This is a genomic window from Rhodovulum sulfidophilum DSM 1374, assembly GCF_001633165.1.
In the GTDB taxonomy this organism is placed as follows: Bacteria; Pseudomonadota; Alphaproteobacteria; order Rhodobacterales; family Rhodobacteraceae; genus Rhodovulum; species Rhodovulum sulfidophilum.
Genome location: NZ_CP015418.1, coordinates 3170529 through 3190318, shown reverse-complemented (window position 1 = coordinate 3190318; position 19790 = coordinate 3170529). Strand labels below are relative to the sequence as shown.

Sequence of the window (19790 nt, the reverse complement as noted above, 5' to 3'; positions counted from 1 at the left end):
TGCAGCCCTCGCTTTCCGTAAATGCCAGGCAATGCCAAGGAAGCGTCATGGTTTCACGCGTCATACCGGTCGATCCGTTCGATCTCGTCATCTTCGGCGCGACCGGAGACCTGTCCACCGGCAAGATCCTGCCCGGGCTTTACCGTCGCGATGCCGACGGCCAGCTGCCCGAGGCCGCCCGCATCGTCGGGGCCGCGCGCAGCCCGATGGGGGACGAGGATTTCCGCACCCTGGTGCGTGCCGCAATTCATGCCGCCATCCCCGAGAAGAAGCGCGACCGCGAGGCGATCGAGCGGTTCCTGACGCGGCTCTCTTATGTGGCGGTCGATGCCACCGGCGAGGATGGCTGGCCCGAGCTGGCCGCCAAGATGCGCCCCGATGTGGTGCAGGCCTATTACTTTTCGGTCGGGCCGGGGCTGTTCGGCGCGCTGGCCGAGCGGCTGCATGCCCATGGCATGAACGCCGAGACCTGCCGGATCGTGGTGGAAAAGCCCTTCGGCCATGATCTTGCCTCGGCCCGCGCGCTGAACGCCACCCTGGCCGAGCATTTCGACGAACACCAGATCTACCGGATCGACCATTATCTGGGCAAGGAAACGGTCCAGAACCTGATGGCGGTGCGCTTTGCCAACATGCTTTTCGAGCCGCTCTGGAAGGCGCAATATGTCGACCATATCCAGATCACCGTGGCCGAGACCGTGGGCGTCGCGGGCCGTGGCGGCTATTATGACAAGTCGGGCGCGATGCGCGACATGGTGCAGAACCACATGATGCAGCTTCTGTGCCTGATCGCGATGGAGCCGCCCTATGCCTTCGAACCCGATGCCGTCCGCGACGAGAAGCTGAAGGTGATCCGCGCGCTCGACCCGGTGCGCCCGGCCGATCTGGTGCGCGGCCAGTACCGCGCGGGCGGCGGCATGGGCAGCTATCACGACGATGTCGAGGCGCCCGACAGCCGGACCGAAAGCTTCGTCGCGCTCAAGGCGCATGTGTCGAACTGGCGCTGGAAGGGCACGCCCTTCTATCTGCGCACCGGCAAGCGGCTGCGCGCGCGGACCTCGGAAATCGCCGTCACCTTCAAGGATCCGCCGCATTCGATCTTCGGCGATCAGGAGGGCCATCGTGCCAACCTGCTGGTGATCCGGCTGCAGCCCAATGAGGGCATCAAGCTCAAGGTCACCATCAAGGAGCCGGGGCCGGGCGGCATGCGGCTGATCGAGGTGCCTCTGGACATGTCCTTCGCCGAGGCGCTGGGCCCGGGGGCGCAGGAAATACCCGACGCCTATGAGAGGCTGATCATGGATGTGATCCGCGGCAACCAGACGCTTTTCATGCGCGGCGACGAGGTCGAGGCGGCCTGGGCCTGGACCGATCCGATCATCGCGGCCTGGGAAGCACGCGGCGACCGGCCGCAACCCTATGATCCGGGCGGGTCGGGGCCCGAGGATGCGCTGATGCTGCTGCATCGCGACGGCCGGCGCTGGCGGGAGATCCGGCCATGAAGCTGCATACCTATCCCGATCTCGAGATGATGATGATCGCGCTGGCCAATGTGCTGGCGGGAGAGCTGAACAACGCGCTGTTCCACGAGGACCGGGTGACCATCGCGCTGCCCGGCGGCACCACCCCGGGGCCGCTTTACGACGATCTCTGCGCCAGCAGCCTCGACTGGGCGCGGGTGCGGGTGATGCCGACCGACGAACGCCTGGTCGCACCCGATCACCCGCGCTCGAACGAGGGCATGATCCGGGCGCGGCTTCTGACCGGCAAGGCGGCCGAGGCCCGCTTTGTCGGCCTCCGCCCCGGCGCCGACGGCATGGAGGGGCTCACGACCCGGGTGCGCCGGGCGCTGCCCTTGAACGTGCTGGTGCTGGGGATGGGCGAGGACATGCATACCGCCTCGCTTTTCCCGGGCGCGCCCGAGCTTGACGCCGCGCTTTCGCCCGAGGCGCCGCCGGTGATGCAGATCACCCCGCCCGGCCAGCCCGAGCCGCGCATCAGCCTGACCGCGCCGGTTCTGCAGGGCGCGCTCAGCACCCATATCCTGATCACGGGGGCGGCCAAGCGGGCGGCGCTCGAACAGGCGGCGGATCTGGCCGATCCGCATCTGGCGCCGGTCTGCACGGTGCTGAAGGATGCAACGGTCCATTGGACGGAGTAACGACGTGACGCTTTCGACGATCTGGGAACGGCTCGACGCCCAGGCGGGCCGGGCCGCGACCCGCCCCCTGACGGCGCTGTTCGAGGACAGGGGCCGTGCCGCGGCCTTTTCGGTCCGGTTCGCCGGCCAGTCGGCGGCCGCCGCCGCAACCGATGCCGAAGAGATGCTGTTCGATTTCTCGAAGACCAATATCGACGAGGAAACGCTCGAGCTGCTGATCGAACTGGCCATCGCCGCCGGTGTCCAGGCCCGGCGCGACGCGATGTTCGCGGGCCGCCGGATCAACGAGACCGAAGGCCGGGCGGTCCTGCACAGCGCGCTGCGCAATCCCGAGGGCAAGGTCGCGCTTGACGGGCGCGACGTGATGCCGGGTCTGCGCGAGACGCTTCTGAGGATGCGCGGCTTCTCCCGCGAGATCCGGGGCGGCGGCATTTGCGGGCAGGGCGGGCCGATCACCGATGTCGTCAATATCGGCATCGGCGGCTCGGATCTCGGCCCCGCCATGGCCTGCCTCGCGCTGGCGCCCTATCATGACGGACCGCGCTGCCATTTCATCTCGAATGTCGACGGGGCCGATGCCGCCGACACGCTGAGGGGGCTCGATCCCGAGACCACGCTGGTCATCGTCGCCTCGAAGACCTTCACCACCATCGAGACCATGACCAATGCCGAGACGGTGCGGGGCTGGATGGCGGCGCGGGTGTCCGAGCCGGGCGCGCAATTCGTGGCGCTGTCCTCGGCCCTGGAGAAGACCGCCGATTTCGGCATCGCCCCCGAGCGGGTCTTCGGCTTCGAGGACTGGGTCGGCGGGCGCTATTCGGTCTGGGGGCCGATCGGGCTGTCGCTGATGATCGCCATCGGCCCCGAACGCTTTGATGAATTTCTCGCGGGCGGCGCGGCGATGGACGCGCATTTCCGCAGCGCGCCGCTGCGGGCCAACCTGCCGGTCCTGCTGGCGCTGGTGGGGATCTGGCATGCGCAGGTGCAAGGCCATGCGACGCGGGCGGTGCTGCCCTATGACCAGCGGCTGGCCCGGCTTCCGGCCTATCTCCAGCAGCTCGAGATGGAGAGCAACGGCAAGAGCGTGACCATGAGCGGGCAGGCGGTCTCGCGGCCGACCGGTCCCGTGGTCTGGGGCGAGCCCGGCACCAATGGCCAGCATGCCTTCTATCAGCTGATCCATCAGGGCACCCAGATCGTGCCCTGCGAATTCCTGGTCGCGGCGCGGGGCCATGAACCCGAACTGGCCCGTCATCACCGGCTGCTTCTGGCCAATGTGCTGGCCCAGTCCAAGGCCTTGATGGAGGGACGCGGGATCGAGGCGGCCCGCGCCATTGCCGCCAAGGCCGGCTTTCAGGGCGACGAGCTGGAACGGCAGGCCCGCCACCGGGTCTTTCCCGGCAACCGGCCCTCGACCACGCTGATCTATCCGCAGCTGACGCCCCGGATGCTGGGCCAGATCGTGGCGCTTTACGAACACCGGGTCTTCACCGAGGGGGTGATCCTCGGCATCAATTCCTTCGACCAGTGGGGGGTCGAGCTCGGCAAGGAGCTGGCGAACTCGCTCGAGCCGCTGCTGGAGGGCGGGCCTCGTTCCGAGACGCTGGACGGCTCGACCGCGCAACTGCTCGATTTCATCGCCGCCGCGGGCTGAACCTCTGATCTGGCGGCGGCGCGGGGCTGAGGGGCCGGATCGGGGAAAGGATTCGTTCAGGTTTTCGGCCTAGCCTTGGGGCGGGCTGTGAGCGGAGCGAAGATGTCGACCTGTCGGGAATGCGGGAAAGTCCTGAGCGTGTTCGGATCGGACGGGGACACGCTCTGCGAGCTTTGCGCCATGGTGCAGGATGCCGAGCTGCTGTTTCGGCAGATCCGCAGTCTGGAGGATGACGGCAAGACCCGTGCCGAGATCGCCGAGGCGGTCTGGGACCGCTGGGCCGCCGAAGAGCGTGCCGCCGGGATGGGCGACGTCGCCCCGAAGGCCGGTTTGGCCGCGCCCGCGCCCGTGGATCCCCGTTTGCGCCGCTGAGCGCGCCTCTCGTCCTGACAGGGCGCCCTTTGACCGGAGCGATTTTCTCCCGGTGACGGACCTTTTCGCGTGACGCGGGATGAGCTGCCTCTCTCGGTGGGATCATGGCCATCGTCTGCGGGATGGTGTGCGGCGCCCGGGTGCTGGACCGTCGGGAACCGGAATGCTCCGTTTGTCTTCCGAGGGCAGGGCGGTGGCACCATCGGGATGAGGCATGGCTTGTATTCGAGCGCGCTGTCGGTCTTCGGTGTTGCTTCTGTGCCGATCCTTAGGTTCTTCGCGGGCGTCGGCAGGGCTGATGAACCTGCGGGCGTTCACGCTCGCCATCCGGAGATTGCCGGTGACGGCCTCGATGAAGCCGTTATCGGTTGGCTGGCCGGGCCGTGAGAAATCTGGCGTGATGCGGTAGGCATCTACCTGACGGGTCCCGTGCGTCTCCCTTGTCGCGACTGGTGTCCCGGGGGCTCAGGTGGCGCTGCGATGGCGGATCGGGTCGGCCAGCAGGCGCAACCCGTTCAGCACCACCAGCACGGTGCCGCCCTCATGGCCCACAACCGCTACTGGCAGCGGCAGGTCGAACAGGATCCCCGAGGCGACCAGGACCGCCATCGCGCCCATCGCGAAGATCAGGTTCTGGCGGATGATCCGGGCCGTGCGCCGCGACAGCGCATGGGCCGCCGCCAGACGGCCCAGATCCTCGGACAGAAGCGCGACATCGGCGGCCTGCAGCGCGACCTCGGACCCGGCGGCCCCCATCGCGATGCCGATATCGGCGCGCGCCAGCGCCGCCGCGTCATTGACCCCGTCGCCGACGAAGGCAACCCGGCCCGAGCGGGTCAGCCCGGCCACGATCCGCAGCTTGTCCTCGGGGCGCAGCTCGGCATGGATCTCGGCGGGCGCGATGCCGAGATCGGCGCCGATCCGCTCGGCCACCGCGCGCCGGTCGCCGGTCAGCATCGCCAGTCTTGCGATGCCCCGCGCCCGCAGCGCGTCCAGTCCGGGCCGGGCGGTCGGACGCGGCTGGTCCTCGACCGTGACCGCGCCGAGATAGCGCGCGCCGCGGCCCAGCAGAACCAGCGTCTGCGCCCGCCGGTCGAGGTCGCCGATCAGGGCGGGGCGCTCGCTCGGCGCGTCCTTCGCGCCCATCCGTGCCGCCAGCCGTTCATTGCCCGCCCAGAGCACGCCCTCGTCATCGACCCCCACCATGCCCTCGCCGGGCACCGCGCGGGCCTCGCGCACGGCAAGCGGGCTCAGGCCGCGGGCGGTGGCGGCGCGGCGGATCGCATCGGCGATCGGGTGTTCGGAATGGGCCTCGAGCCCGGCCAGCCGCGCGAGGAAGATATCGGGATCGCCCTCGCAGGCCAGTTCGACCACCTCCTGCCGCCCGGTGGTCAGGGTGCCGGTCTTGTCGAAGGCGAAACTGTCGACCCGGGCCAGCGTCTCGAGCGCGGCGCCGCCCTTGAACAACACGCCTCCCCGGGCCGAGGCCGACAGCGCCGACAGGATCGCGGCCGGAACCGAGATCACGATGGCGCAGGGGCTGGCCGCGACCAGAAGCGTCGCCGCCTTGTAAAGCGCCGCGTGCCAGCCAAGGCCGAGCCAGAGGAAGGCGGCGAAGGCCAGCACCGCGCCCGCCAGCACGGCGATGGTATAGCGCTGGCCGAACCATTCCGAGAAGCGTTCCGAGGGCGCGCGGGCGGCCTGGGCCTCGGTCACCAGCGCGATCATCCGGGCCACGGTGCTTTCGGCAAGCGGCCGGGTGACCTCGACCGCCAGCACGCCATGCAGGTTCACCGTCGCCTCGAAGACCTGCGCACCGGGCTGCTTGTGGACCGGGACGGATTCGCCGGTGATGGTGGATTCGTCGATCGCCCCTTCGCCCTCGCGGATCGTGCCGTCGACCGGCACCCGCGCGCCGGGGCGCAATATCACGATGTCGCCCGGCGCCAGATCGGCCACCGCGACCTCTTCGGTGTCGCCCGAGGCCCTGCGCCGGAGCGTGCGGTCGGGGCGCAGCTCCATCAGCGCCTCGATGGCGCGTCGGGCGCGGCCGATGGCGCGATGTTCGAGCGTGGTCGACAGGCTGAACAGCGTCAGCAGCACCGCGCCCTCGGCCGTTGCGCCGACGGCCGCCGCCGCGAGTGCCGCGATCACCATCAACAGGTCGATATCGAGCGCGCGCTCGGTCCAGAGGGCGTGGAGCGCGCGTGCCCCGGCCGGAATTCCTCCTGCCATGTAGACAAGCGCCAGCGCGGCCGTGGCGGCCATATGCGGCCAGCCGGTCGCGGGGAACGGTCCCCAATGCAGCGCGGCGGCTGTCAGCATCCCGGCCAGGGTCACCCCGGTCAGGATCAGGCGGCGGGCATCCTCGGAGCGCGTCGGCATCGCGGTCGTCTTTCGATCTGGCTGGCGTCTGGCCGGATAGGCGCTCCGGTCCGGACACGGGCTGGCGGGGCTGCGTCTGCGGTATATCCGTTTGCGGTATATCCCTTTGCGGGGCATCGCGTCAGGCATCTTGAGCGGAACGCGACCATGCGCCTCTGTCGGCGTCCGGAGCGGGGTGCGCAAAGACATGCGGCCGGCCCGTAAGGACCGGCCGCAGGCCGGGGAGACGCTCCCGGGGATGCACGGAGCCCGGCGAGGGACCTGGCTTGGGACAGGATCGCCGGGGCCGTTCGGGATGCGTCAGCGGGTAAGATCGAACGAGATGTCGGTCTCGCCCAGGGTCCCCGTATTGGTGTCGAGCTTGTCGAAGATGGTGTCGAGGATCTTGACCAGAACCGTCAGCCCGCCCTGATAGCCGAAGGTCGGGAAGCGGTGGTGGTGGTGGCGGTCGAAGATCGGGAAGGTGAGCCGGATCAGCGGAATGTTCAGGTCACGCTCGATATACTTGCCATAGCTGTTGCCGATCAGAAGGTCGGCGGGTTCGGTCGCGAGGATCGAGCGCAGGTGCCAGAGGTCCTTGCCGGCCCAGACCTGGCAGCCCTTGCCGAAGGGCGAGCTGTCCAGCAGCGCCTGCATCTTCTTGGCCCAGGCCTTCGACCCGTTGGTGGCGAGGCAATGGGTGGGCTCGCCGCCGGTTTCCATCACGAACTTGGCCATCGCATAGACGAAGTCGGGATCGCCGTAGATCGCGTAGGTCTTGCCGTGCAGATAGGCCTGGCTGTCGGCCATCGCATCGACGAGGCGGCCGCGTTCCAGCGTCAGGCTGGCGGGAACCTCCTTGCCGGTCAGCTCCGAGACCGTCATCAGGAACTCGTCGGTGCCCGCGACGCCCATCGGGTAGTGGAGCGCGGCGGTCTTCTGGCCGACCTCCTCGCAGAATTCGAGCGTCCGCTTGGTGCAATATTCCTGCAGTGACAGCGTGGCCTTCGCGTTGACCGCGGCCTTGACGTCATCAAGCTTCGTGCCGCCGGCATACATCTGGAAATTGCCGTCCGAGGGGGTGTCGTAGACATCCGATACGTCGCACAGGACGGTGTAGTCGACGCCCATCTCGCCCAGCATCCGGTTCATCTCGCGGATATTGGCGACCGCGAAGCCGTCGAAGCCGGGGATGATGTTGATGCTGTCGGTCTCGCTCCGCTCGGCCCCCTTCCAGAAATGGGTCAGGATGCCCTTCTGCATGTTGTCATAGCCGTCCACGTGGCTGCCCACGAAGGCCGGGGTATGGGCGAAGGGCACGTCGAATTCCTCGGGGACCGAGCCCTTTTCCTTGGCCTGGATGATGAACGAGTTGAGGTCGTCGCCGATCACCTCGGCCATGCAGGTGGTCGAGACGGCGATCATCTTGGGCTGGTAGAGCGCGTAGGTATTGGCGAGCCCGTCGACCATGTTCACCAGCCCGCCGAAGACCGCCGCATCCTCGGTCATCGACGAGGACACCGCCGAGGCCGGTTCCTTGAAGTGGCGCGACAGATGCGAGCGGTAATAGGCGACGCAGCCCTGCGAGCCGTGCACGAAGCTCATGGTGCCTTCATAGCCCGCCGCCGCGAAGACCGCGCCCAGCGGCTGGCAGGCCTTGGCGGGGTTGATGACCAGAGCCTCGCGGGCGAGGTTCTTCTCGCGGTAGTCCCAGGACTTGGTCCAGTCGAGGATCTCGGTCACCTGGGGCGCGGTCGGCGCATTCTCGAACGTCGCCCGCTTGTTCTTGAACATTTCCTTGTATTCGGGCTCGTGGAACAGCTTGTTGTGGTCGAGCACCTTGTCTGCCGATTGGGGCATGGCTTGGGATCCTTCTTCGGGCCGTCCGCATTCCGAGACGCGGCCGAAAGGGTTGAGGGAGCGGGCGGGAGGTCTCGGCCCCCCGCCGAAGGGCGTCAGGCCGATTTCTTCCAGGGCGCGTCGAACAGGCCCCAGACCGGGTTGTTGATCGCGAGATCCATGTCGCGGGCGAAGATCGCGAAGCCGTCATAGCCGTGATAGGGGCCGGAATAGTCCCAGCTGTGCATCTGGCGGAACGGGATGCCCATCTTCTGCACCGGGTATTTTTCCTTGATGCCCGAGCCCACGAGGTCGGGGCGCATGCCTTCGATGAACTTCTCGAGCTCGTAGCCCGTGACGTCGTCGTAGATCAGCGTGCCTTCCTTGATGTATTCGCCGGTCCGCTTGTAATCGTCGCCATGGGCGAATTCGTAGCCGGTGCCGCAGATCTCCATGCCGAGATCGTGATAGGCGTCGACCACGTGGCGCGGCCGCAGCCCGCCGACATAAAGCATCACCTTCTTGCCTTCGAGGCGGGGCTTGTATTTGGCCAGCACCGCGTCGACCAGCGGCTGGTACTTGGCGATGACCTCCTCGGCCTTGTCCTGGACGGTCTTGTCGAACTTGGCGGCGATGGCGCGCAGGCTCGCGGCGATCTGCGACGGACCGAAGAAGTTGTATTCCATCCAGCCGACGCCGTAATTCTCTTCCATGTAGCGGCAGATGTAGTTCATCGACCGGTAGCAGTGGATGAGGTTCAGCCTGGCCTTCGGCGCGTTCTCGATCTCGGCCAGCGTCGCATCGCCCGACCAGGAGCCGACCACGTTCAGCCCGATCTCTTCCAGCAGCATGCGCGAGGCCCAGGCGTCGCCGCCGATATTGTAGTCGCCGATGATGTTGACGTCATAGGGGCCGGGCTCGTAGCTCGATTCCTCGCCGCCGTTGAACACCCAGTCGCGGATCGCGTCATTGGCGATGTGGTGGCCCAGCGATTGCGAGACGCCGCGAAAGCCCTCGCAGCGGACGGGAACGATGGTCTTGTTCACGTCCTTCTTCTTTTTCCTGGCCACGGCCTCGATATCGTCGCCGATCAGGCCGATCGGGCATTCCGATTGCACCGTGATGCCCTTCGACAGCGGGAACAGCGCGTTGATCTCGTCGATCGTCTTTTCCAGCTTCTTGTCGCCGCCGAAGACGATGTCCTTTTCCTGGAAATCGGTCGTGAACTGGAAGGTCACGAAGCTGTCGACGCCGGTGGTTCCGGTATAGTAGTTCCGGCGTTGCGACCAGGAATAGTGGCCGCAGCCGACGGGGCCGTGGCTGATATGGACCATGTCCTTGACCGGCCCCCAGACCACGCCCTTGGAGCCTGCATAGGCACAGCCGCGGATGGTCATCACGCCGGGGACCGACTTGATGTTCGATTTGACCGTGTCGCATTTTGACGCGATCTCGGTCTCGCCCTCGGGAGCGGGCGCCGCCACGTTCAGGTGCTTGGCGCGCTTCTTCTGGGCTTTGGCGGGGTAGGCCGAAAGGACCTCTTCGATCAGCTTTTCGGGCGCGATCGGATCGGGAATGTCTTTTGCCATCTGGCTGGCTCCTTGGGGCGGGGTGGGGGGGCCGATCTGCGTGCCGGCCCCGCGATACTCAGGCCTCGGCTTCGGCGATGGCGGCGAGCCGGTCTTCCTCGGACTGCATGATGCCGAAATCCATCAGCATCTCTTCCAGCTCTTCCATGGTGATCGGCGTGGGCACGACGCCCTGGCCCGAATTACCATGGATCTTGGTGGCGAGCTGGCGGTATTCCTCGGCCTGCTGGCTTTCGGGGGCGTATTGGATCACGGTCTCGCGCCGCAATTCGGCATGCTGCACGATATTGTCGCGCGGCACGAAGTGGATCATCTTGCAGCCCAGCTTGCCGGCCAGCGCCTCGGCCAGTTCCAGCTCGCGGTCGGTCTGGCGTTCGTTGCAGATCAGCCCGCCCAGCCGCACGCCGCCGGAATTGGCGTATTTCAGGATGCCTTTCGAGATGTTGTTGGCGGCGTAAAGCGCCATCATCTCGCCCGACATGACGATGTAGATTTCCTGGGCCTTGTTCTCGCGGATCGGCATGGCGAAACCGCCGCAGACCACGTCGCCCAGCACGTCGTAGGAGACGTAGTCCACGTCTTCGTAGGCGCCGTTCTCTTCAAGGAAGTTGATCGCGGTGATCACGCCGCGACCGGCGCAGCCGACGCCCGGCTCGGGGCCGCCGGCCTCGGTGCATTTGATGCCCTTGTAGCCGATCTTCATCACGTCCTCGAGCTCGAGATCCTCGACCGAGCCCGCTTCGGCAGCGAGGTGCAGCACGGTGTCCTGCAGCTTGGTGTTGAGGATCAGACGGGTCGAGTCCGCCTTGGGGTCGCAGCCGACGATCAGGATCTTCTGACCCATCTCGACCAGGGCGGCCAGCGTGTTTTGCGAGGTGGTCGACTTGCCGATCCCACCCTTACCGTAGAAGGCGATCTGTCTCAGAGAGCCCATGGGGATATCCTTTGTAGCTAGGTTCGTTTCCGTGTCGTGTCGCGAGAAGGCATCGCGGCCGCTCTCGGAAGAAACCAAGCAGGAAGCGTGCCAAGCGGGTGAGAAAATCAGAAGTTCATAAAAACAATGGGATATGCGGAAGGTCCCGGCCTTTCGGGGATGTGCCGAACGCGACAAAGCCCCGACAATTCCGCCCCGCTTCCGGCCGCGCGCCCGCATCCGGCGTTCTGTCATGGGTATTTGGGCCAAGAAGAACCAGAGGAGGGAGCTACCGGGGCCCGTTTCTTCTTGGCGGAAATACCCCAGACGAGGACGGCCCCCGAAGGGGCCGTCAGCTGAAACCATGCGCGCGGCACGCGCGCGCCGCAGAACCTGTCGCGGAACTGGGGTCAGGCGGTCGCGGCGAGCGCCTCGGCGACCCCGGCAAGCGGCAGGTCGAGCCGCTCGATCCCGAGTTCCTCGAGAAAGCGCGTCTCCATCCGGGTCAGCTTGCCCTCGATCACCGCGGCATGGCCCGGGGCCGAGCGTTTCGCGATCTGGCGGGCGAAGGTCCTGAGCATCTGGTCGTCGAAGCGGCAGCCGAGAAACAGGAAGGGCCGGCCGGTGCGGCGGGCCTGCACCTCTTCGGGGATCGGCGACTGGATGTCGATTTCTGTCAGGACCTCGACATAGTCATTGTCGGAGATCAGATAGGCATGGCCCTCGCGGATCAGCCCGTGCGGCTTGTAGATCAGCATCTGCCAGGCGGGATCGGGCTCTTCGCCGATCAGGTTGCCGGCGGCGTCATAGGCGCGGGTCCAGATCTCGGACCATTCGCCATGGCGGCTGACGCCCTGCACAAGGCCCCAGTCGCCGCGGCCCTCGGCGCCCGCGGCGTCGAGAAGCACGCCGTCATACCAGGCATCGACCACCAGCGGCGGACGGACCTGCGCGATCCAGCGATGCAGCGGCCCGGGCTCGGGACGCGCCGCGAAGGTCTCCTGGACGATGGCGTCGAGGGTGCGGCGAAACCGGCGGCCCTCGACATATTGCGCCACGGACCAGAGATTGCCCGAGGCGCGTTTGGGCGCGCGCACCCTGGCCTCGATCGCGGCGCAGAGTGCCTCGGGCGAGGCCGGCTGGTCGCCGCCCGCCATGGCGGCGACACCCGCGCCCAGATAGGGGACGCGGCGCCCGGAAGCGACCTCGTCGAGAAGGTCTGACAGTCGGTCTGCGGCGCCCATATTTCCTACTCCGTCGACAGGCGCCGGGCGTCGATCGTCACCGGCAGCGCGGGAGGGGTGTCATAGGCGGGCATGTCGAACACCCAGCCATTGGTCAGCCTGGCCCAGCCGCCCCAGATGCCGGGATGCTCGGCTTCGACGATGAGCTCTTCGAGGTCCTTCTTGGCGACATAGACTTCCATGCCCTTGGCGGTGTCGCGAACGGTGATCTTCATGCCGGTGTCTCCTTGGCGGGGGTGTCGAGGCTGACGAGTTCGTCGCGGCGCATGCCGACGATGGCGCGGCTGTCGATGAATTCGACCGCGTAGACGTAGAACTGCTGCAGGAAGGTGCCGATGTCGCGGACATAGCCCACCTCGCCCTTGCGGACGACGAATTCGCCGATCTCGCGGCCCGGCACGGTGCCGTCATTGCGGATATGCTTGCGGGCGCGGACCTTCTCGCCGGGCTGGAAGGCGGGCGGGCGGTAGATCTCGATTTCCCTGTCATCGGTCGACATCGCTGTTCCTTTCGGCGGGGGGAGGGGTGGCGAGCTCGGCCAGCCTTTCGGCCGCGGCCTGGCGCACCGGCTCCTCGGGATCGTCCAGCAGCCCGCGGGCAAGATCGGCCCCGGCACGCTCGGCCACGGCATGGCGGACCCTCAGATCGGCATCGCGGGCCAGCGGCGCCAGCCGGCCGGGGGCGATCCGCCGGGCGACGGCGCGGCGCACCTCCGGATCGGGGTCGGCGATCAGTGTCTCCAGCCAGCGCGGCGCCACCCGTTCGGCGACCAGCTTGCGGATCTCGGGGGCGGGGTCATGGGCGAGGATCGGCAGCACGCCGGGATCGGCCCGCCGGGCCGCGACCTGCCGCACGAACGGGTCCGGGTCGCGCAGGAGCGGCACCAGATCGGCAAAGGGCATCCGCCAGGCCAGCGCGATCCGCACCTCGCGGTCTGGATCCTCCAACGCGGCCTTCGACTGCGCGGCGGGCAGGCGGATCGCCGCGACCGCGCGCACGCCCGGGTCGGGATCGCCCAGCAGCGGGCGCAGGCGGAAGATGTTGGCGACCCGCGCGGCATGGGCGCGGGTCTCGGGATAGGGATCGTCGAGGCAGCTTTCGGCGGCCTCGGGGTTCATCATGAAGAACCGCGCAATCCTTGGTGCGTAGCGGTCGAACGCGCAGGACCAGCCGGGGCCGCATCGCCGACGGGCCAAGAGCCCGGCAAACCCGCAGGCGGCGCAGTCAAGCGCCTCTCCCTGCCAGTCGACCGGGTCGGGACCGCCGGCCATGGCGGGCTCAGGCCGGAACGCAGGTGTTCGGCACCGGGCAGACCGCGGCGCATTGCGGCGTGTCGAACTGGCCCTCGCATTCGGTGCATTTCTCGGCGTCGATGATATAGCCTTCGCCCTTGAACTTGATGGCGGCGTTCGGGCATTCGAATTCGCAGGCGCCGCAGACGGTGCATTGCGATTTGACGATTTTCAGGGCCATGGGCTGTCTCCTTCGGGTTGGTCTTGGCAGGGATCAGGCGCGTTCGGCGGACAGGCCGGGGCGCGCGGTTTGTTTCGAGTGCAGAACAGCGGCGATGGCCGTCTCGATATAGTCCTGGGCGAGGCCGTCGATGGCCTCGATACCCGCCTCGGCCAGGCGTTTCCTGGGGCCGTCTCCGATCTTCGAGCAGAGCAGGTAGGGCACGTCGCCCAGCACCCGCAGGATCTCGTCCATGCGGGCGGTGTCGCCATGCCCGCCGAGGCAGTAATTGTCGGCGCGGCGGTGGCCGACGAAGCGGATGCCCCGGGCATCGGCCTCGTAGATCTGGAACTCGGTCGCCTTGCCGAAATGCAGGTTGATGCGCCCCGAGCCGCGGGTGCAGACGGCAAACAGCGCGGGTTTCGCGGTCTCGGCGACGGCGGCCTCGGCCTCGGCCGTGGCGGCGGCGCGGTCGCGGCGTTCCTCGGCGACCCAGTCGCGATAGGCGCTCCGGGCTTCGGTCGCATCCCCGATCTCTTCGGGCAGCTTGTCGAGGGTGAAGTCCTGGCCGCGATCCTCGCCCAGAAGCCCGACCGCATCGGCGCGGCACTGGCGGCAATGGCGCATCAGGTTGGCACCGCCCGCGCAGGCATCCTGCACCTTCTTCAGCTCGGCGCCGGTCGGCCCGCGCTGGCCGGTCAGCCCGAAATGGGTGCCATGCGCCGGGTCCGAGATCAGCGGCATGATGTTGTGCAGGAAGGCGCCCCGGGCCTTCACGGCCTTGTTCACCTCGATCAGATGTTCGTCATTGAGCCCCGGGATCAGCACCGAATTGACCTTCACCAGCACGCCCCGCTCATGCAGCATCTCGAGGCTTCGCAGCTGCCGGTCGCGCAGGATGGTGGCGGCCTCGATCCCGCTGCGGCGTTTGCCGTCATGGAAGATCCAGGGGTAGATATGCTGCCCGATTTCGGGGTCGATGGCATTGATGGTGATGGTGACATGGTCGATGTTCATCGCCACGATCTCGTCGACATGATCGGGCAGGGCGAGCCCGTTCGACGACAGGCACAGCTTGATGTCGGGCAGGTCCTTCGCGACCAGCTCGAAGGTGGCCCTGGTGCGGCGCCAGTCATAGGCCGCGTCCCCGGGGCCGGCGATGCCCAGCACCGAAAGCTGCGGCACCGAGGCCGCGACCGCCAGCACCTTGCGCGCCGCCTGCTCGGGCGTCAGCCGTTCCGAGACCACGCCCGGGCGGCTTTCATTGGCGCAGTCGTATTTGCGGTTGCAGTAGTTGCACTGGATGTTGCAGGCGGGGGCGACGGCGACATGCATCCGCGCGAAGTAGTGATGCGCCTCTTCCGAATAGCAGGGGTGGTCCTTGACCTTGGCCCAGGTCTCCGGGTCCATGTCGGCCGGTCCCTGCGACGACCCGCAGGAGCCCGCGCTGCAGCCGCCGCCTTTGGCCAGCGCCGCGCCCATGTCCTTGCGGGACGCGACCTGCAGGCCGGAAATCGGGATCAGGGTGGCGGACATGGGCACGTCTCCTCGCAGAAATCGGGTTCCGTAAATCGGCTTCCATAAGGGTGGAAGCACAAAGCGTGCCAGGACCGGGCGATGCGGCAGTCCCCTTTTTTTATGGGGGCTGCGGCAGGGCGGTGAGGCGGGCAAGGAACATGGGGGGGCGACAAACGTATGAAACCCGACATTCGATGTCGGGGCGGATCGGTTTGCCGGTCCGGAATATATGACGGGCGGCACCGGTCCCGGGCCGCCCGTCATCCGCCTTGCGCGGTCAGGATCAGAATTTTCGAAGCGGGATGTCGTGTTTCTTCAGCGCATAGCCGATCTGGCGCGGGGTCAGGCCCAGCAGCCGCGCGGCCTTGGCCTGGACCCAGCCCGCGCGCTCCATCGCATCGATCAGACGCGCGCGCTCGTCCTGCGGCTCGGGGGCGAAGGCGGCCGGGGGGCGACCGGCGGGCGGGGCAACCGGCGGTTCGCCGAAGCCGGCCGGGCAGGCGGCGGCAGGCGGGCACTGGCCCGTGCCGCTGTCGATCACCGGCAGCGGCGTGCGCACCGCGGCGGCCAGCCCGCCGATGGGCGATTGCTCGCCCGTCTGCATCCGCCAGAGCTCGGCCGACAGGCAGGTGCCCTGATGGCAGGCCAGCTCCTGCGCCCCGATCTCGGTCCCCGAGGACAGCGCCGCGACCCGGCTGATGCAGTTCTCCAGCTCGCGCACATTGCCCGGGAACTGGCAGCGCGCCAGCGCCGAGACCGCCTGCGGCGTCATCCGCTTGTTCATGCCGTTCTGCTGGTTGAAGCGGTCGAGGAAGGCCTGGGCCAGCTGCGGCACGTCCTCCAGCCGGTCGCGCAGCGGCGGCAGCAGGATCGGCACCACGCAGATCCGGAAGTAAAGATCGGCCCGGAACGCGCCGCGCGCCACCGCCGCCTCGAGATCGCGGTTGGTCGCCGTCACCAGCCGCACATCGACACGCAAGGTCCGGGTGCCGCCGACCCGCTCGAATTCGCCCTCCTGCAGGATGCGAAGCAGCTTGACCTGAAATTCGGGGCCGATCTCGCCGATCTCGTCGAGAAAGAGCGTGCCCTTGTCGGCCAGCTCGAACCGCCCCTTCTTCTGCGCCATCGCCCCGGTGAAGGAGCCTTTCTCATGGCCGAACAGCTCGGATTCCAGCAGCGTCTGGCTCAGCGCCGCGCAGTTGACCTTGACGAAGGGCTTGTCCTTGCGATCCGACAGCGCATGCACCGCGCGGGCGAACAGCTCCTTGCCGGTGCCGCTTTCACCGCGCAGAAGCACCGGCGTCCGGGTGGTCGCCACCTTGCGGATCTGCGCGATCACCGACTTGATCGCGGGGCTGTCGCCGATGATGCCCTTGATCGGTTCGGCCGGCAGCGGCGCCTCGGCGGCGGCCTTCTCATTGGCCTGGCGCAGCGCCAGCCGCGCCTCTTCCATCAGCCGTTCGCGGTCGCGCGCGACCAGGCGGCGGAACTTGACCGACTGTTCGAGGATGGCGGCGACCATGGTCATCACCCGCTGATCCTCGTCGATATTGGGATAGAGATCCTCGGTCAGGTCGCGCCAGGCGCCGAGCACGCCGATCACATAGGGCGAATGCACCTGTTCGCGGATCGGGACAGCGATGAAGGCGAAGCGGTCATGCGGCGCCTGCGGCGGAAGCGCGTCGGGCCCGAGCTCGCTCGCCACGTCGCAGGACACAAGCGCCACCCCGGTCCGGAACACCGCCCTGGTGGCCCCGACCGGCATCGCGCGGCTGGTTGCAGGCGCGCTGGCCGCGCCCTGCGTCGTGGCCGCGATCGCAAAGGGATTGACCCCGTTCCCGCCGGCCCCGTTCCCGCTGGCCCCTGAGCCGCTGTCGTCAAGCAGGGCCAGCGCGCCCATCCTGAGGCCCATGAACGAGGACAACACGTTCAGCACCGAGGGCATGGCCGCGACCGGGTCGCTTGCGCCGGTCAGGATCTTGGCGGCCTCGCAGACCGTATCGAGCGGAAACCGCTCGTGAATATCGAATTGGGGCAGCGCGGGGCTGCCGCTTTGGGGAATAATGGAGGAAGGCATCGCGCATCTCTATGCTTCTGGTTGCAGAGTCCGATGCATCCCGGCGCTTGTCCATGGTCTTGTCCGAAACGGGACAAAATGACAGCTCATATTCCGTTTTTTCGAACCGGGCTGCCCGAAACGCAGACAGAAGATCTCGCGCTGCCGGATATTTCGGCATTCATGTGAAGTGATTCCGACAAGGCTGTGGCGATTCATGGAATAGGTCGGACCGGCCGCGGCCTGGCCGCCATCCGGGCTACCCGACAGCAAGGGGGCCGACAAAACCGGGGCGACAAAAGACCAAAAGGGGCCGACAAGACTGTCGGCCCCTGCAGGACGCCCCGAGACAGTCGGTCGGGCTCAGCGTTGCAGCACCTCGGCGGTCGGCCGCGGCGTGGTGGCGGTCTCGGGCGGCAGCACCGGTGTGGTGATCGCGGGCATGGTCCCGGTCAGGCTGTCGAGGAAGGCCACGATCCTCTCGGCCTCGGCATCCGAGACGTCCTCGCCGAGCTGGGCCGTGCCCATCACCTGTACCGCGGTTTTCAGGTCCCAGACCTTGCCCGAATGGAAATAGGGCGCGGTCAGCGCGACGTTGCGCAGGGGCGCGGCGCGGAACACGTATTCGTCGCTGGCCGTCGCCGTCACCGAATAGCGGCCCTTGTCGCCCTCGGGCAGGATGTCGGCGCCGGGTTTCTCGACCAGACCGAAGGGGAAGTAGCCGTTGCCGCCCAGGTTGACGCCGTTGTGGCAGGTCACGCAGCCCTTGTCGACGAAGAGCTGAAGCCCCTCTTTCTGGGTTTCGTCCAGCGCCATCTCGTCGCCGTTCAGGAAGGCATCGAACGGGGCGGGGGTGATCAGCGTGGCCTCGAAGGCCTCGATGGCGCGGGCCATGTTGTCGAAGCTGACGGCATCGGCCTCGCCCGGGAAGGCGGCTTCGAACCAGTCGATATACTGGCCCATGGATGTCAGCGTCGCGACGACATTGTCGGGCGTGTTCGCCATTTCGACCCCGGCCTGAACCGGCCCCTTGGCCTGGGCCTTCAGGTCTTCGGCGCGCCCGTCCCAGAACTGGGCGATGTTGAGAACCGCGTTCAGTACGGTGGGCGCGTTCCGCGGCCCCTTCTGCCAGCCATGGCCGATCGAGGTCTCGAGGTTGTCGTCGCCGCCGGTGGTCAGGTTGTGGCAGGAATAGCAGGAGAAGACCCCCGAGGCCGAGAGCCGCGGGTCGAAGAACAGCGCCTTGCCGAGCTCGATCTTCTCGGGGGTGACGCGGTTGTCGGCGATCTGGGGCACGGTCGAGGGCAGCGCCTCGAAATAGTCGAGGGCCATGTCGCGCAGGTCGGAGGCCGCGGCCGGGACGGCCAATGCGGTGGAGAGGAGGGCTGTTGCGATGAGGCGTGTCATGGAATGAACCGTTTTCTTGGATATCGCGCGTTATTGAAGTTGGAATAATTCGAATATTCAGCCTTGACCTGGATCAAGTTGCCGCCCGATTGCGGGGCGCTGCGTCGCTCGGTCGCGCCGGGCCCATGACGGCGGTGCGCGGCGGGGACCGGTGCTCGCCCGGCCAGAGGAAGAGGGCTCAGACCGCACCGATCGGGCCCATCAGATCGGTCAGGATCTGCGCGACCGGCCGGTCTTCCTCCGCAGGCGGGGCGGCGGTCCATAGACCGGGCTCGGGGGCGTCGCCGCTCAGGAGCGGCAGCGCGGCCAGCGCGGCGCCAAGGCTCGCGGGCGAGAGCGCGCCCGCCGTTGCCGCCTGCGCGGTCGGAAGCGCTCCGTCGCACCACCGGTCGGCGGCCTCCCAGTCGAGCCCGGGCATCCGGCAACAGGCCAGGGGAAAGGGCCGCCTCGACCGGTCGCGGCTGGGCAGGATCAGCGCGGTGAGCGTGCCCTTTTCCAGATCGAGCGTTGCCCGCAGCCCGGTCCGGGGCCAGCATCCGGGCCAAGCCGCGCGGGTCGCCAGATGCGCTGTCATCCAGCGTTCGAGCGCAATCCGCACAAGGCCGGGAACCCCCTGCGTGACGACGTTTCCGGCGCTCGGGATCTTTCCGAAATATCCGGTGGTGGGCGTCAAGCTCCCTCCGGTCTGGCGGTTTGCGGGAGGGCCCGGGGGACATTCCAGAGGGCTGACCGGTGCGCGGTCGGCATCCGGGCATACCTCACCGGCAGGCCGTTTGCGCGCGGGGCAGCGACGGTTTCCGCACCGCCGGGCCGCGCTGTTTCGCAAAAGCTGCGGCCGAGCGGGGCGCTGTCGGCGCGGGCGCGCGATGACGAAAGGCGCCGGGCCTTTCCCGACGCAATTTCAGGTGCGATGCCCCGGCCGCGCTTTGTGGCCCTTTTCCCGGCCTGTCTCCGCAACCGGGGCTGTGCCCTCGGGGCGTCGTCCGTACGAGAGCTCGCGGAGGGCAAGCGGGCATCCGGGGGCTGAGGATGCAGCGCAATTCGGGACATGGGGCGCAAAACAGGGCGTGCCCCGCAAGAGGCTGCGTCGCCGCAGAGGGACGCGAACAGGTTCAGATCGACCAATGTCCCGGATCCATGCCTCTGGTTCCAATAACCGGACTGTCTCAGACTCGGCCGGGTCACGCAACGGTTTCGGACCCGTCCTGCCTTGCCGCGCCC

18 protein-coding genes are annotated in these 19790 nt (G+C 67.6%); 4 read left to right on the top strand and 14 right to left on the bottom strand.

Annotated elements, in window-relative coordinates:
• Positions 1 to 47 precede the first annotated feature (47 nt).
• The 4 genes from zwf to A6W98_RS14920 all read left to right on the top strand — a co-directional run bounded on the left by zwf (position 48) and on the right by A6W98_RS14920 (position 4187).
• The gene (gene zwf, locus A6W98_RS14935; RefSeq protein WP_042462691.1) at positions 48 to 1502 is read left to right on the top strand and encodes a glucose-6-phosphate dehydrogenase; all 1455 of its coding nucleotides are present in this window, start codon (positions 48 to 50) and stop codon (positions 1500 to 1502) included.
• Positions 1499 to 2161 carry a 6-phosphogluconolactonase gene (gene pgl, locus A6W98_RS14930; RefSeq protein ID WP_042462690.1) on the top strand — a complete coding sequence of 221 codons (663 nt, stop codon included), beginning with the start codon at positions 1499 to 1501 and terminating at the stop codon, positions 2159 to 2161. Before zwf ends, pgl begins: the two co-directional genes overlap by 4 nt.
• 4 nt (positions 2162 to 2165) lie before the next feature.
• Complete coding sequence (pgi, locus tag A6W98_RS14925) at positions 2166 to 3815, top strand: glucose-6-phosphate isomerase (protein WP_264580091.1); 1650 nt, start codon at positions 2166 to 2168, stop codon at positions 3813 to 3815.
• Positions 3816 to 3917: 102 nt separating this feature from the next.
• Positions 3918 to 4187, top strand: coding sequence for a hypothetical protein (locus tag A6W98_RS14920; protein WP_042462687.1), 270 nt, complete (start codon positions 3918 to 3920; stop codon positions 4185 to 4187).
• Between the two features lie 102 nt (positions 4188 to 4289).
• Here A6W98_RS14920 and A6W98_RS22380 read toward each other — a convergent pair whose 3' ends face one another.
• The 14 genes from A6W98_RS22380 to A6W98_RS14855 form a co-directional block, all read right to left on the bottom strand.
• Entirely contained in the window at positions 4290 to 4541 is a 252-nt protein-coding gene (locus tag A6W98_RS22380) for a hypothetical protein (RefSeq protein WP_414478772.1), read from the bottom strand.
• A gap of 111 nt (positions 4542 to 4652) precedes the next feature.
• A complete protein-coding gene (locus tag A6W98_RS14915; protein WP_042462684.1) occupies positions 4653 to 6572 on the bottom strand; it encodes a heavy metal translocating P-type ATPase in 1920 nt (639 codons plus the stop codon).
• Between the two features lie 300 nt (positions 6573 to 6872).
• Complete coding sequence (gene nifK, locus A6W98_RS14910; protein WP_042462682.1) at positions 6873 to 8411, bottom strand: nitrogenase molybdenum-iron protein subunit beta; 1539 nt, start codon at positions 8409 to 8411, stop codon at positions 6873 to 6875.
• A 95-nt stretch (positions 8412 to 8506) separates the two neighbouring features.
• Positions 8507 to 9979, bottom strand: coding sequence for a nitrogenase molybdenum-iron protein alpha chain (nifD, locus tag A6W98_RS14905; protein ID WP_042462680.1), 1473 nt, complete (start codon positions 9977 to 9979; stop codon positions 8507 to 8509).
• A gap of 58 nt (positions 9980 to 10037) precedes the next feature.
• Entirely contained in the window at positions 10038 to 10913 is an 876-nt protein-coding gene (gene nifH, locus A6W98_RS14900; protein ID WP_042462679.1) for a nitrogenase iron protein, read from the bottom strand.
• 389 nt (positions 10914 to 11302) lie between these two features.
• Positions 11303 to 12136: an SIR2 family NAD-dependent protein deacylase gene (locus A6W98_RS14895; RefSeq protein WP_042462676.1), complete on the bottom strand. Its 834-nt coding sequence runs from the start codon at positions 12134 to 12136 to the stop codon at positions 11303 to 11305.
• A gap of 5 nt (positions 12137 to 12141) precedes the next feature.
• Positions 12142 to 12351 carry a putative nitrogen fixation protein NifT gene (nifT, locus tag A6W98_RS14890; protein WP_042462674.1) on the bottom strand — a complete coding sequence of 70 codons (210 nt, stop codon included), beginning with the start codon at positions 12349 to 12351 and terminating at the stop codon, positions 12142 to 12144.
• Positions 12348 to 12635, bottom strand: a complete 288-nt coding sequence (locus tag A6W98_RS14885) for a nitrogen fixation protein NifZ (RefSeq protein WP_042462671.1) — start codon at positions 12633 to 12635, stop codon at positions 12348 to 12350. The genes nifT and A6W98_RS14885 overlap by 4 nt, the downstream gene beginning before the upstream one ends.
• Positions 12622 to 13407 (bottom strand): 4Fe4S-binding leucine-rich repeat protein, encoded by a 786-nt coding sequence (locus A6W98_RS14880; RefSeq protein ID WP_042462670.1) that lies wholly within the window; start codon positions 13405 to 13407, stop codon positions 12622 to 12624. The genes A6W98_RS14885 and A6W98_RS14880 overlap by 14 nt, the downstream gene beginning before the upstream one ends.
• Positions 13408 to 13414: 7 nt before the next feature.
• The gene (locus A6W98_RS14875) at positions 13415 to 13609 is read right to left on the bottom strand and encodes a 4Fe-4S dicluster domain-containing protein (protein ID WP_042462669.1); all 195 of its coding nucleotides are present in this window, start codon (positions 13607 to 13609) and stop codon (positions 13415 to 13417) included.
• 33 nt (positions 13610 to 13642) lie between these two features.
• The gene (gene nifB, locus A6W98_RS14870; protein ID WP_042462667.1) at positions 13643 to 15124 is read right to left on the bottom strand and encodes a nitrogenase cofactor biosynthesis protein NifB; all 1482 of its coding nucleotides are present in this window, start codon (positions 15122 to 15124) and stop codon (positions 13643 to 13645) included.
• A 265-nt stretch (positions 15125 to 15389) separates the two neighbouring features.
• On the bottom strand, positions 15390 to 17183 hold the full coding sequence (gene nifA, locus A6W98_RS14865) for a nif-specific transcriptional activator NifA (protein WP_052678084.1): 1794 nt from the start codon (positions 17181 to 17183) through the stop codon (positions 15390 to 15392).
• 342 nt (positions 17184 to 17525) lie between these two features.
• On the bottom strand, positions 17526 to 18569 hold the full coding sequence (locus A6W98_RS14860) for a cytochrome-c peroxidase (RefSeq protein ID WP_042462665.1): 1044 nt from the start codon (positions 18567 to 18569) through the stop codon (positions 17526 to 17528).
• Positions 18570 to 18747: 178 nt separating this feature from the next.
• The gene (locus tag A6W98_RS14855; RefSeq protein WP_052678083.1) at positions 18748 to 19242 is read right to left on the bottom strand and encodes a TagF domain-containing protein; all 495 of its coding nucleotides are present in this window, start codon (positions 19240 to 19242) and stop codon (positions 18748 to 18750) included.
• Between the last annotated feature and the right edge of the window lie 548 nt (positions 19243 to 19790).

Coding starts and splice junctions, on each gene's coding strand:
- A6W98_RS14895 (WP_042462676.1), bottom strand. CDS start 12,136: ATGGGCGCCGCAGACCGACTGTCAGACCTTCTCGACGAGGTCGCTTCC.
- pgl (WP_042462690.1), top strand. CDS start 1,499: ATGAAGCTGCATACCTATCCCGATCTCGAGATGATGATGATCGCGCTG.
- nifT (WP_042462674.1), bottom strand. CDS start 12,351: ATGAAGATCACCGTTCGCGACACCGCCAAGGGCATGGAAGTCTATGTC.
- nifA (WP_052678084.1), bottom strand. CDS start 17,183: ATGCCTTCCTCCATTATTCCCCAAAGCGGCAGCCCCGCGCTGCCCCAA.
- A6W98_RS14920 (WP_042462687.1), top strand. CDS start 3,918: ATGTCGACCTGTCGGGAATGCGGGAAAGTCCTGAGCGTGTTCGGATCG.
- nifB (WP_042462667.1), bottom strand. CDS start 15,124: ATGTCCGCCACCCTGATCCCGATTTCCGGCCTGCAGGTCGCGTCCCGC.
- A6W98_RS14885 (WP_042462671.1), bottom strand. CDS start 12,635: ATGTCGACCGATGACAGGGAAATCGAGATCTACCGCCCGCCCGCCTTC.
- nifK (WP_042462682.1), bottom strand. CDS start 8,411: ATGCCCCAATCGGCAGACAAGGTGCTCGACCACAACAAGCTGTTCCAC.
- A6W98_RS14880 (WP_042462670.1), bottom strand. CDS start 13,407: ATGGCCGGCGGTCCCGACCCGGTCGACTGGCAGGGAGAGGCGCTTGAC.
- A6W98_RS14915 (WP_042462684.1), bottom strand. CDS start 6,572: ATGCCGACGCGCTCCGAGGATGCCCGCCGCCTGATCCTGACCGGGGTG.
- zwf (WP_042462691.1), top strand. CDS start 48: ATGGTTTCACGCGTCATACCGGTCGATCCGTTCGATCTCGTCATCTTC.
- nifD (WP_042462680.1), bottom strand. CDS start 9,979: ATGGCAAAAGACATTCCCGATCCGATCGCGCCCGAAAAGCTGATCGAA.
- A6W98_RS14875 (WP_042462669.1), bottom strand. CDS start 13,609: ATGGCCCTGAAAATCGTCAAATCGCAATGCACCGTCTGCGGCGCCTGC.
- A6W98_RS14860 (WP_042462665.1), bottom strand. CDS start 18,569: ATGACACGCCTCATCGCAACAGCCCTCCTCTCCACCGCATTGGCCGTC.
- nifH (WP_042462679.1), bottom strand. CDS start 10,913: ATGGGCTCTCTGAGACAGATCGCCTTCTACGGTAAGGGTGGGATCGGC.